Raw genomic sequence first — 13,867 nt, forward strand, 5'->3', positions numbered from 1 at the left:
GATAAAATAGCCGTTTATAGTCTCAAAAGCCTACTTTTTTCGTGGCTTTGATGACGCGATCGCAGTTTCTCTCTAATCCGTCAAAACCTTTCCTCATAAGCATTTAGGATTCGCGGACAAGTCTAATGTACAACAGAATTAATCGCCACCCTATCTGCTTGATAGGAGTACTTAAATCTGGCTCATCATCGACCAACAGAATCATAACTACTTTAATTTGGGTCTGGGCTATAGCCAAAGGAGATATCCGTTGCTATACCCAGACTTTTACCATCAAAAGAATCGCATTTAAAGAAAACAAATCTTATATGGTAGTGGCGATCGCCTTCTGAATCCCCCCTTGCTCCTTATATTTTTCTTAAAACTTTCTCTTAGGAGGTATTCAAAATTCAGATGTTGAAATTTTCAACCCTGTTAAATAAAAAGCCCCCAGTTAGTACCGGGGGTATGTATGGTCTATTACCATCAACATCTATTCCCATAAACAAGAATGGCATCTCTAAGGCTTTGGTGCATCTATTAAATGCAATTATTGCATAAATATAATTCTTTTTTTGCAATTGTACCAAATTGTCATTCTGAGCAAAGAGTTCGCGCAGCGTTCTATAGGAAAGAATCTCACCAGATACTTTCCTACGGAACGCTACACATAGCTTGCTTGTCTAGTAAGGCTGCACTGCGTTTCGTACCCTGCAAGAACCAAGGCGAACAGTATGACAAAATAGTAAATTTGAGAACTTGCTATGTATTAAACAGAATCCTGGCGGCGAATTACGCCTGCTCATTTCTCCCATGAATGCAGAAGCTTACAGAGCGAGAAGCTTTGGTAAGTAAACTGTTGGACAGTTATAGTAATTTGATCAGCTTTCCAGCTAGTAAGATATACATGCTGATAATAACAACGCTCAAGCTAGAACTGATGAAAAATAGCTAGTAAATAAACAAACGGCAATAGATTAAAGAAAAGGTCGAGCTAAGCGCTTAGGCTCCAGAGATTCTAGTTATTAATGCAGACATCACAGCTTAATTTAGACATAATCTGACAATTCACCTATATATAGGCTGTTTCTAAAAATCCTGAAGACTGAGACAAAATTAATTGATAAATAATAAAAAAAGGCTTGACTTAGTCAAGCCTCTATATATACCAAGCATTTACTACACCATGATTAATTTAGACTTAGTCTTACTTTAGTTCATCTTCCTATAGGCTGTGTCCAAATATTTTAAAAACTGATATGTAATCACTTGGTTACATATTAAAAAAAAGGTTTGGCTGTGGGCCAAACCTCGATAATTGCTGTGCTTAACAACATACTAAATTAATTTAATTTCACTCTGCTTATAGTTCATCTTCCTATAGGCTGTGTCTAAATATGCTAACAAATGGTAGAAAATTATAGCAATTATGTCGGATTTGTTAAAATCAAAAAGCTCAGATTTCCAACTTCTTTAAAAAGTCGGAAATTTTGTTGTTGACGAGATAGATGTACCTAATAAAAAAGACCCTGGGTATTATTCCAGGGTGCACACACGTTTTTCAGGCATTAACAGGCTGAATCTTAACTTGACAAAATAGTTATTTCCACTACCTATAGAATGATACAAATATCTACATATATATGGTATGAAAGCGTCTGGGTTAGGCGGTATATCCATGAAAAAGCTCATGTAAATCATAAACTTTTACCTATAGTGTGTTTTGATACCAACTTATCCATTTTTCTGAAAGTTTATCTACCTCTGGTAGGTGTTTTAATATTCTACAAATTAATAAATAACTACCTGATTATCAAGAGTTGCAGTCAGAGATTGTAGAACTAGCATTTTAATTATATATTTTGCTTATTATTGCTCATAAAAAAGGCGTGGCTAAAAGCCACACCCCCATATATACCAAGTGTTTACCATATATATAATTTAGATTTTCTCCTACTTTAGTTCATCTACCTATAGAGTGGTTCCAAATATATTATCAGCTGTTAAAGACATATTGAGGAGTCAAACTAATTACGAATTGACTAACAATATTCTAAAATCACTACGATGCTAAAGTTGAGCTACGCCGAGCTTGAGGTGGCGTAGCTTTTTTAGCCACCGTAGGCTTAGTTTGTATAATTTATTTGCTTAAAAAAGAAAAGCGTGGTTTACCACCAAGCTCCAGACAATAGTAGAATAAATTAGCACAATTAGTTATTTTAGTTTTTTAATATATCTGCCATTAGATAGTATGCAAATATTTTCAAAGCTAGGAATTCATAAGTCAGTCATATCAGTCATAAAAAAGGCTTAGCTGAGAGCTAAACCTCCATAGAAAGCAGTTATTCGACACACCAGGATTAATTTATATCTACTCTTACTTTTGGTCATCTTCCTCTAGGATGTGTCTAAGATTTATCAAATTTGATAGCAGATCAACCATTCAAAAGGACAAGTAATTAAACTACCTTTAGAGAGATTAATAGTCAAAAATATGAAATAAAAGATAAAATTTTTACTAAGTGAAATTTCACCTGAGTTTTGAGCCTTAGAATACTTGTACGTGTAAGAGCGATCATATTATTACACCCAATTCAGTAATCTCATACTACTTGTCTTAGATAATAAAATGATACAGGTAGATATTCCTCAAATTTTTTTGCTATTTTTGGAATATTTTGCATAGAGTCTTCGTTATAAGAAATAGAAACTGCTCATCGAGTTCACAAGCAGACGAGAATATCTGACTATGAGCAACCGTTTGATCTTGGCTCTAACCCCTACACTTAACCTTTCACTTATTTTTTTACAGTTTTCAAATCTGAGTAATGGTACGTGTGAAAAAGGTTTGAGGCACTATGCGGTTGCACTCTGTCTCTAGTATGAAGCGAAAGATCCCAACGTCCGGTGTTGAAGTAAGAATTAAACTTCGATGTCCAAATACGTCTGATTTTGTATTAGTTTTATGGAGCAGTTCAGATAAGGTTTGATTAGACTGACTTACTTATCAACTGAATCATTTGGAGGTTTTTCAAATGACAACTCTAAATTCAACAAAAAAAGAGTACTCTCAGCCTGAAATTATCGAGATAGGCGATGCAGTTAAAGCAACGTTAGGTTGGCGTGGATGGAGACGCGATCATCGGCATCATCGCCGCCGTCGTCGTCATGGTGGTGGTCATGGCGGTCATGGTGGTCATGGCGGTTAGCATTAAAATAGAATAACCTTTCCCAAGCCAATTTGTTAATCTTTCCTTCGATTTAGCTACTTAATTAGCTGACCATAACTTGTCAAATAATAGGGTGAAGTTAACAACTGTTAATTATAGCTTTGCTTCACCCTTTTTTTAAATAATTTGAATTCTGTAAACTTTGATATTACCAACTAAAGACTATCCTAGTATGGTAATAACTTATATGTTTTTATTTAACTGAAACTTTATCAGCTTTTGAACAAATGTTGTCTATTTGCTATTTCCATCAGTGTGATTTTATCAAATTACTATCTAATTAAAATAAAAGAAATGAAACACTGGTTTTGTGGTTTTGTAACCCAAGATAATAATTCTCTAACAAAGCTTCCCAAACCACTTAGTGGAAAGTTACTTTGGAGAGGGAAAAATTACTTATGGATCTGTGGAAATTGGAAAAAAGAACAGGTAATAACAGTTTCCGAATACTTAACTCAGATGGCTATAGTTGGTAGTTGCCTTGCATCTCATGAAACTGTGATTAAGTTATTTCAAAAAGCTGTCAAAGAAGGCGAGTATAGCCAACTCATGAAATTGCCAGGTAACTATAACTTAATTATTCAAGATAACATTGATACATATATATTTGTTGATGCTGCTGGTATAAAATCTGCATTTTATGCAGTCTATAATTCTGTTATCGTTTACTCTTCATTGGGAATAGCTATACAAGAACTGCTAAAAAGTGAATTAGATCAGTCTTGGCTTGCGACTTTCTTAACAGGTATGGGGACATTAAGCCTAGTACAAAAACGTACTCCTTTCTGTGATGTGCAGCCTATCCCTGCTGGCCACTATTTACATATTTCATCTGGAAAACTGAGATGTAATCGCTATTGGTATAAGCCTCAAGAATATAAAGCTTTTCCTGATGCAGCTCAAGATTTGCGCGAACAGTTACTAACTGCTGTTGAAGGTAGAGTTTACTTATACGGTAATATATCTAGCGATTTGAGCGGTGGCTTTGACTCAACAACTTTGGCTTTAATAGCTGCAAGATACCTAGCAAGTCAGGATAAACAATTAATGACAATAACTGAGAAAACTTTTAGTGCTACTCAATCTTCAGATGTCAAATATGCTCAGCAAGCAGCTAGTCTGTATCCTAATATTAACGCTGTGATGATAGAGGAACATGAACTTCCTAGCGAATATAGTGGCTTAGAATCAGTTCCTTTAATAGATGCACCAGATCCATTAGTTCTGGATATGACAAGAACCAATTATGTTATGAAAATTATCAAGTCAACAGGCTCTCAGCTTCATCTGAACGGAGAAGGTGGAGATGTTGTACTTTCATCAACTTATTGTTATTGTGTAAATTTGTTAAAACGAGTACAAGTAGTTACTTTTTTACAACACATTTATGGATGGTCTAGGTTGGAAAATTGTTCAACATTTTCTTTAATTAGAGATTTTATAAATTTGAGTTTTGGTTCTTATCGTAGTTGGTTATTTCAAGAAATAAAAAAAATTCAAGTCAATAATTATTTACATAAAACAACTAATAATTTGCTTACGACTGAGCAATTTATAGGCTGGGATTCTATTCCTGAGTTTATGAGTTGGCATACAAATAAAGTAGTAGATATAGTTTTGGAAGAACTATACAAATGGGTAATAATAGCAGCACCTTTTGCTAATACTCCTGGTGAACATCAGACTATAGCTGATATTCAATCAATGGGGTTTACTATTAAAGCCGAACAGCAAATAGCTGATATTTATGACATCATTTTAGAATCTCCTTACCTTGATTCTTTGGTGATTAATGCTTGTCTGTATGCAAAACCGGAGGAGAGGACAAGTCCCTTTGCTTATAAACCACTTTTAATTAAAGCATTTCAGAAAGATTTTCCACAGAATATTTTTATACGTAATACCAAAGGAGACTATACAGCAGATGAGTTTGCCGATCTCCGAAAAAATAGAACTATTATCAAAGAAGTATTAAACACGTCTATTTTAGCTGACATGGGGCTAATAGATATAAACAAAATACAGACTGCTACACAATCTTTTAGTATGGGCTTCTTAGCTGGTTTGCCACTTTTTAATCACACACTAGCACTTGAGATATGGTTACGCAGTTTTGTGCAAAAAAAGAATAGCTTCTGGTTGCAAGAAGATTAGTTTAAGCATAATAAATTACAGTCATTTTTTCAATGCGATGGAACTTTGGAGATTTTGTAGATGATGTAATTGTTGTTTATTTAACACTTTATTAAAACTAGGCATATTTTAAGATTTAAATTGCTCAGAGGTAAAGTCAATGAAAGAAATTATTATTCCCAATCATATTTATGCAACTTTTTTTGAAGAAAGTGCAGTATTGTTAGATTCTAAAAAAAATATTTATTACATGTTTAATGATAGTGCAGCTGACTTTTGGAAATTGCTGATAAAATCAGGTTCTCTAGAAGAGACTTTAAAAGAGCTTACAGGTTTATATGAATGTTCTCCAGATATGATTATAAAAGACATGGAGTTTTTAGTAGAACGCCTTATAAAATCTGGACTAATAGAAACACAAATGAATAAAATTTGAAATAAGAGATATCTCTATGTGATTCAAGATTCACTGGTGACTAGTCAACCTGTATATTTCAAAGTTAAAGTAACTTACCTGATAATTTTCACATTGAGGGGGATGTTATGGATGATAGAATGTCGTTAAATACTCTTGACATAAGTTTGAGCTGGCATGAACGTTTAATAGGTTCATTCATTGTTGTTGTTGCATATATAGCTGTACGTTGGTTGAGTATTTATAGAATTTCTAAAATTCTTAGTATTCTAAAGAAAAACTGCTCTCGCGAAGTCACAAATGATGAAGCTGATATTATATGGTTAGCAGTACGTGAATCGAGTTTTTTGCTATTAGGAAGAGTAGCATGTCTAGAATTTTCTTTGGCATTTGTGCTCTTAGCTCTAACTAAAGGTTTATCATCAACCTGGTGTGTAGGCGTAACTACTGAACCTGTCCAAGCTCACGCATGGGTAGAAATTAATGGTCTACCATTCCGAGAGGTGGACAATTTTGAATACCGTTTTAGAAAATTGCTTGCTGTATAAAAAGCAATTATAAAAGGATGCTTTGGTCAAAATTAGGAGGTATTTATATCATCAGAATGTATAATTTGTTGTAGTTAAGAGATGAAGAGAGTGCTTACATCGCAATTCTCATAAATTATCTTGTTATAAATAAATATAAAGTAATCGTAATAGCATTCTTATTTTGATGTATTTCTCAACAAATTTAGTTAAAAGTATTAAAGAATATTTATCTGTCTTGAGAGTTATATAAATTGAAAATTTTTTTCTATGCTTAGAGAATGAATGTCTTGCGAAGACATCCAAGAAAGGATTTAATTAATGACGAGTTTTAGAAGTTGGCTTGAGCCTGTACGCGAGTACACTAAAGCTTTATTTCGTGCTTTAAGATTATTATGGACAGCGGCTCCAAGGGAGACTGTCTTTATGGCTATTGCTATTTTGTTGCAGGGTCTTGTTCCAGCATTAAGTATCTGGATTAGCAAGTTAGTGGTAGATACAGTAGCAGCAGCTTTAACTCAAAACGAAAACTTAGAGCAAGTATCAGTTGTTATTTTGGTGGCTGGATGGATTGGAGCTTTACTTTTGGAGTTACTTTTAAATCCTTGGGTAGAAGCGGCTCAGGGAAATATTAATGATAAGCTAACGGCTCATATTAGCTTACTGTTAATGCGTAAAGCTGATACTTTTGCTGATTTGAGTCGTTTTGAAGACTCTGAGTTTTATGATGAGCTACAACTTCTGCAAAAAGAAGTTAGCTATCAACCACTGAACTTACTTCAGAATTTGTCTGGGGGAACTCAGTCTTTGATCACTTTGGTAGCTATGATAGTTCTACTGATTCCTTTAGGGTTATGGATTCCGCTTGTAATTGCGATCGCAGCCATACCTCAAGTAGTTGTTTCCTTTCAGTATGAAAAGCAAATTTGGCTAACTTTGTTTGAAAATAGTCCACAAGCTCGGCGGATGCAGTACTGTACATCAGTGATGCTTACAGATACTCACGCTAAAGAAGTACGGCTGTTTAAACTAGGTTCATTCTTTATTAGTATGTACCTGCGAGCATTCCAATCTTTATATCAATCTATGCGTCATCTGCGAGTTAAACAAGCTCTTTGGACGAGTAGTTTAGCTGTTATGAGTACTCTAGGGAATGGTTTTGCTTTTTACTGGGTAGTGCAGCAAGCTTTCAAAAGACAGATAAGTCCAGGAAGTGTACTTTTGTTCATCGAATCGTTGGCTCAACTGCAACGTAATCTGGAAGAATTTGTCAAGGCTTTCCTTGAACTCTACGAAACTATGCTGTATATGCAACAGTTCTTCAATTTTCTTGATAGCACGCTACCAATGAAACCGTGTGTACCAGGAAAGCTAGTACCAAATCCGATTCGCTCTGGTATTACTTTTGAGAAAGTTCATTTTAGATACCCAGATAATCGCTTAGCTTTGAGAGATATTTCCTTTACACTTTACCCTAATCAAACTGTAGCCATAGTTGGAGAAAATGGAGCTGGCAAAAGCACTTTAGTGAAACTACTTGCTAGGCTATACGATCCCACAGAAGGCGTTATTTTAGTCGATGGGATAGATTTGAGAGAATTAAATTTAGATGAGTGGCGACAGCAGATTGCGGCAGTATTTCAAGACTTTGGTCGCTACGCTATTACACTGGGGGAAAATATTGCTTTAGGAAATCTCAAAGCTTTAGAGCAACCAGAACTTCTCAAACATGCAATTGCAAAAGCCGGTATAGTTGAGTTAGTTGAAAAGTTTTCGACAAAAGAAAATACTCCTTTAGGTAAACAATTCGGCGGTACAGAACTATCTGGTGGTGAGTGGCAAAAGTTAGCTTTGTGCCGAGCTTTTGTCAGGAAAGCTCAAATACTAATACTTGATGAGCCTACTGCTGCACTTGATCCTCGCAGCGAGTATGAGATCTATCATCACTTTGTTGAGTTAGCTGAAGGTAAGACTACTCTTTTGATCACCCATCGACTAGCCTCTATACGTATGGCTGACCGAATTTTAGTTTTAAAAGCTGGTCGTTTAATCGAAGAAGGTACTCACCAAGAACTTTTACAGCGCCAAGGCGAGTATGCCACGCTTTGGAGTATGCAAGCAAAACAGTACAGTGCTTAATCTTTTTTAAGATTTATCAATCTGATGAGAATAATTTAATACTTTATAGACCTATTGTTAGCTCTCTTTTATGACTTTGGGGTGAGAAAAAATAAGTTTTCTAGACTAAAAATTAAAGGCGAGCATCTCAATGCAAGGAAGAAATACCAGGCGATTAAAAATCGCGCACCAGTTACTCATGGGAAGCCAGTGTTGACTTATTCACTCCTAGCGTTCCTCTAGGGTAGCAATGGTGTGAAAACACCCAAAACCGCATTAGCTTGGCTATACAAACTAAACTCGTTTTTGCGGGTTTAAAGCAGCCAATATATTTTATTATAAGAGGATTAAGTTATTACAAAAGTTTGCAACTTAAACGGATTGAAGTTTTGACTATAGAGCAGCAAATTAAAAGTAAAAACCGATTCAAAATCGGCACTCGATGGTTAACTTTGTTAGGAATTTTTGCCTTGTCCAGTGTTGGCGGTTTACTATTTTACCTTTCAAGTTTAGATCAGAATTCTGCCGAAGTTACAGCACCGATAATTACTGCAAATAGAGCTAATGTTGAAATTAAAATTAATGAAACTGGTATTGTGGAGCTGGGGAGTCAACAAAGCTTAAAATCTCCCGGAGAAGTTGCAGTAGAACGGGTACTAGTAAAAGTAGGCGATCGCGTCGTATCTGGTCAGCAATTACTAATTCTTCGTAACACACAAGAACAAACTAGCCTTGCCGAACAAGAGTCGTTAATTCGTCAACAAGAATTTACATTATTACGCAATCACCAAAGAGTTAAAGAAGCAGAAAAAAGGCTTGCAACTGCTTATAAACAAGTTCAGGAACGTGTTAAACAACAAAAATTGGAGATTCAAAAACAGCAACTTAGCTTAGCACGCAGCCGCCAGAAAATTGAGGAAGCAAAACAAAGGCTCGCCGCCGATCAAAAGGAACTCCAAAATCTCGAAGTTTTAGCAGCAAAAGGTTTTATTCCTGGTAATGAACTCCAACAGCAGCAAGCGAAATTTCGTGAGGCTCAAGCTAATCTCAGAGATGCAGAGTTAGAAGCCCGTACCCAAATGAACGAACTTCAGCGCCTCACTCTGGAACAACAACGCCCCTCAGAACAGCAAAATAACGTTTTAACAGCTTTGTCAGAACTGCGAGAAGCTCAGTCACAAGTCAATACCTCAAGCCAAGAACTCCAACGTCTGCAAGTAGAACGACAAAGAATCAAAAAACAACTGCAAAATAACATTATAAATGCACCTATTTCAGGTAAAGTTCTTGATATTAAAGTCAAAAATGGCGATGGAATTAAGTTTGGTGATGTTTTACTCACACTAGGCAATCCCACACAAGAAGAGGTGAAACTCCAGCTAGGAACCCTTGATGCTGCTAAAGTTCGAGTTAATCAATTAGCTCGTGTTAAAGTTATCGGCCCCAACCCGCAAACATTTTCTGGACGAGTGCGGAGTGTGCATCCTGTAGCAATTTCCACTGCTGAGGGATTAGTACCTGGCCAATCACCTCAAGCTAAAGTGCCTGTAACTGTGCAGTTAGACAAACCAAGTCAGACTTTAATTCCTGGTAGTCAAGTTAGTGTGGAAATCGTTGTACAGCAGCAGCAAAATGTAATAGCTTTGCAACTAGAAGCAATTCAACGTTCTGAAGCCCAGCCTTATGTTTGGGTACGTGACAATCAAGGCAAAGCTCAGAAGCAGAATGTGACTTTAGGAATAGAGGGAGCAACTACTGTAGAGGTAAAATCTGGCTTAAAACCAGGCGATAAAGTCATACTACCCCCACCTGAAACGGAACTAGAACCAGGAACGCCAATTATAGAAGGTTCATTAATTGATCAATCTACCGATTCTGCTCCAAAGGATTCTAAATAATTCGTAATTGGCGTATGTCGCCCTTACTTATACTTATTCAATTAATGATTGCAACAAATCCTTTAGTAGAAACGTTGCATTGCAATGTCTCTACATGGTCTATCTGTCACATTCGTTTTTTAAGTTGGTATTAACTTTATTGCTCGCTAATATGAGCCTTGCTTTTCAAGACCTCGTAACTCTCACTTTTAAATCATTACTCAGTAATCGGTTGCGTTCTGCCTTAACTACTCTTGGTGTGTTTATGGGTGTGGCGGCGGTAAATGCAACTCTTCAAGTGAGTAGTATTAGTCGTGCTGTAATTGCTAGACAATTAGCAGAGCGAGAAGCGCCCCAAGTTTCTGTTTTTATCTTAGAAACAAAAGGTAGAGAACCACAGTTGGAGGATATGGAATTTCTCCGCAAGCGAGTAAAAAATGTTCAAGTAATTAGTGCTTACAATTATGTAGTTTCTGAGCAAGTCGTCTTTCAAAATCGTATAGGCAAGGCGTTGATACTGGCTGTCTCTCAAAACTACTTGCTCACTTCTGGGAGGAAATTGTTAAAAGGGCGTTTTTTTAATAGCGCTGATTTTGTTAACTATCGACCAGTCGCAGTAATTGATAAATTTCTAGAAGATAAAATATTTATTGGTAAAAATCCTATTGGACAACTTGTATTTACTTCAGGAAGGTTATTTTTAGTCGTTGGGGTTATGGAAAGCAAATTAAGTTTTGGGGAACAACCTCAAGGTACTTTATTAATCCCAATTTCAACTTATAGCGCTATGACAGGTAGCCAAGGTATTGATGCAATCTCAATGCGTCCTCGCAAACTGAAAGATCTAAAAAGTATGGAAAAGCAAGCAACGCAATTATTAAAACAACGTCTTGCAGGCTCAGATATTTATGCATCAAATAATGTAGAGGATATTATTCAGCAACAAGAGACTTTGGAACTCGCTACGCGGGGACTAATTGTTGTAGGAATAATTTCGCTACTGATTGCTGGTGTTGGTATTGCCAATATCACAATAGCTGCTGTGATTGAGCGTACCGCAGAGATCGGTTTAAGACGAGCTATTGGCGCAACTAAACTGGAGATATTACAGCAATTTATTTTGGAAGCGGTAATTTTAAGTTTAGTGGGTGGAATAACCGCGATCGCATTCGTACATGGTTTGACATTGGTAATCGCTGATACATTTAGTTTGCCATATCAATTTGAGAGCCGAACAGCCGCCTTGTCTTTGGGTTCAGCTTTGCTGGTAGGGATGGGTGCTTGTTTTTTTCCCGCTATACGTGCTAGCCAACTCGATCCAGTCAAAGCTCTACGTGAATCATAATTCTCATATTACGTAAAACTTAAAAATCACCAGGAAATAATGCATTTTAAAAATATGCAAAAGCAGCCTGAGAAAAACACTCAATCCCCAAAAGGTCGGTCTTTTATTTCGGTTTTATACTGGAATCTTAACTGTATTGGGGTGTTCACTACAATTTTAAGTATAGTTGTTATACCTATCTTTATTTCTCAACCACAATTAACTTTAAGAAAGCCGCAGAAGGTTAAGTTAACAGTTAAACGAGAAATTGATCATCTCAATAATAAAAGTACTAAAAGCCAAAACGACAAACTACAGCCCATTTCTCTCAATACAAGTATACCACTTATAAATGTTTTTGATATTAAGGAAAAACTTTTACTCACTTATTCTAAATTTCCATTAATATTAGAAGAAGAATTAAAATTATCTTTAAATTCTGGTTTGAATAATCAACTAGAACAGGATTTAAATTTTTTTTTAAAACAACAACCTACTTTACAAAATTTTGTAGAAGTTAAAAGTACAAACATCATACCTTTTCTATTAAAAGATAAAGAATTATTTAATTGGTATTATGTTGAAAATATTTTTACAGAAAAGTTTTTCTTACTTGATAAAATAAGTAAACAAAGCTTTTTCACATCAAACAATACTAAGCAATTCTTATCACCCTTATTACAACTAACTCCAAAATATCAAGAACAACCAAATGTTACAGCTATTGAAGTAAAAGATTCAACTCAAATTGAGAGAAAAAAACAAGTTAGCCAAGTGCCAGATATCCAAAAAATTCAACTATCACTTTCTGATGTTGTCTTCTTAGTTTTGGAAAATAATATCCAAATTAAAAACGCTTATTTAGAAAGAATCGCTCAAAAACAAGATTTAGTAGTAGAAGAAGGTAAATTTGTTCCGAATCTGACCCCAAATTTAGTATTATCAACAAATCAACAAGGTTCACTTTCAACAAATGTTGGTGCTAATGTAGTAGTAAAAATCCCCACTGGAGGAGAATTAGGTTTTGGATTGTCAAGTGACGCTCAAACTCTTGGCTTGAATAGCTCAAATAGGGATAGAGATGATAATATATCTCAACAAAATTTACAGCTAACTTTTCGCCAACCTTTATTAAGAGGTGGAGGAATTGAAGTTAATAGAGCTTCAATTGAAATTGCTCGGCTCAATGAAAAAAGTAATATTCAAGGTTTAAAATCTACACTTGTTAATACCATTACAGAATCTATTTTAGCGTACCGTGAATTACTGCGAGCACAAGAAAGATTAAAAAATGAGCAGATATCTCTACAAAATGCTCAAGAATCATTAAAAGTTACGCAAGTTTTAATCGAAGCTGGAAGAATAGCACCTGTTGATATTATCCAAAACCAAACAGATATAGCTAATCGGCGAGTGAGTTTATTAGCTGCTGAGAATGAGCTAGATTCAAGAAAACTAGCTCTTTTATCGATTCTTGGTATTGATAAAAATTTGAATATAGAAGCCGGCGTAATTCCCAAGGTAGTTTCTATTTCTCTAGACTTTAATCAACTTAGACAAATTGCATTGTCTAATCAACCTAATTATTTACAAACACAGCTAGCTTTGGAAAGAAATAAATACGAACTGTTGCTAGCAGAAGACAATAGCCGTTGGAATTTGAGTTTGGATGCTAGTTTAATCAAACAAACAAATGAATCAGCAGATGGCAGAGTTGGGTTAAGTTTAAGCCGCACATTAGGGGATTTAACTATCCAACAAAGAATTGAGCGATCGCGTGTTAATTTAAAACAAGCAGAAAATAATTTAAAAGATGCAAATTCCCGTTTAGATATTCAATTACAAGACAGAATCAGAGATGTTAATTTAAGCTTTTCACGAGTCCAACTTGCTCAACAAGCTAGACAATTATCTGAAAGACAACTGAATATTGAACAACAAAAACAGAAATTGGGTAGAGGAGCAGGACTTTTTGAGATAATTAGGCTCCAAAATGAATTGGCAGAGGTAAGAAATACTGAACTAGATGCAATTATTAATTATCTCAACGCTTTAACCAACCTCGATCAACTTCTTGGTACTACATTACAAACTTGGCAAATTAGGATTCAAAATTAGGTGTCACTGAGTATAAGTATGGATTAAGATCACGCAAAGGCGCAGCGAAAAGTTCTGTAGGCGGGTTTCCCGCCGTAGGAAACTTTTAAAGACAGAGGCACAGAGAATAAGAGTGTGAGATATTAAATTTTTGGCGTTGCACAAAC

Annotated in this window: 9 protein-coding genes; all 9 read left to right on the top strand. The window is 35.5% G+C overall.

Annotated elements, in window-relative coordinates:
* Positions 1-125: 125 nt before the first annotated feature.
* The 9 genes from FNW02_RS17910 to FNW02_RS17950 all read left to right on the top strand — a co-directional run bounded on the left by FNW02_RS17910 (position 126) and on the right by FNW02_RS17950 (position 13,721).
* Complete coding sequence (locus FNW02_RS17910) at positions 126-332, top strand: hypothetical protein (protein WP_191758868.1); 207 nt, start codon at positions 126-128, stop codon at positions 330-332.
* A gap of 2,682 nt (positions 333-3,014) precedes the next feature.
* Positions 3,015-3,188 carry a hypothetical protein gene (locus tag FNW02_RS17915; protein WP_191758869.1) on the top strand — a complete coding sequence of 58 codons (174 nt, stop codon included), beginning with the start codon at positions 3,015-3,017 and terminating at the stop codon, positions 3,186-3,188.
* 315 nt (positions 3,189-3,503) lie between these two features.
* The gene (locus FNW02_RS17920) at positions 3,504-5,363 is read left to right on the top strand and encodes an albusnodin/ikarugamycin family macrolactam cyclase (RefSeq protein WP_191758870.1); all 1,860 of its coding nucleotides are present in this window, start codon (positions 3,504-3,506) and stop codon (positions 5,361-5,363) included.
* Positions 5,364-5,502: 139 nt separating this feature from the next.
* Positions 5,503-5,778, top strand: coding sequence for a PqqD family protein (locus FNW02_RS17925; RefSeq protein ID WP_191758871.1), 276 nt, complete (start codon positions 5,503-5,505; stop codon positions 5,776-5,778).
* A gap of 107 nt (positions 5,779-5,885) precedes the next feature.
* A complete protein-coding gene (locus FNW02_RS17930) occupies positions 5,886-6,305 on the top strand; it encodes a lasso peptide biosynthesis B2 protein (RefSeq protein ID WP_191758872.1) in 420 nt (139 codons plus the stop codon).
* A 405-nt stretch (positions 6,306-6,710) separates the two neighbouring features.
* Positions 6,711-8,423: an ABC transporter ATP-binding protein gene (locus FNW02_RS17935; protein ID WP_225225734.1), complete on the top strand. Its 1,713-nt coding sequence runs from the start codon at positions 6,711-6,713 to the stop codon at positions 8,421-8,423.
* Between the two features lie 368 nt (positions 8,424-8,791).
* On the top strand, positions 8,792-10,300 hold the full coding sequence (locus tag FNW02_RS17940) for an efflux RND transporter periplasmic adaptor subunit (RefSeq protein WP_191758874.1): 1,509 nt from the start codon (positions 8,792-8,794) through the stop codon (positions 10,298-10,300).
* Between the two features lie 151 nt (positions 10,301-10,451).
* On the top strand, positions 10,452-11,624 hold the full coding sequence (locus tag FNW02_RS17945; protein WP_191758875.1) for an ABC transporter permease: 1,173 nt from the start codon (positions 10,452-10,454) through the stop codon (positions 11,622-11,624).
* A 54-nt stretch (positions 11,625-11,678) separates the two neighbouring features.
* Positions 11,679-13,721, top strand: a complete 2,043-nt coding sequence (locus tag FNW02_RS17950) for a TolC family protein (protein WP_191758876.1) — start codon at positions 11,679-11,681, stop codon at positions 13,719-13,721.
* The last annotated feature ends 146 nt before the right edge of the window (positions 13,722-13,867 follow it).

It is taken from the genome of Komarekiella delphini-convector SJRDD-AB1 (assembly GCF_014831675.1).
In the GTDB taxonomy this organism is placed as follows: Bacteria; Cyanobacteriota; Cyanobacteriia; order Cyanobacteriales; family Nostocaceae; genus Komarekiella.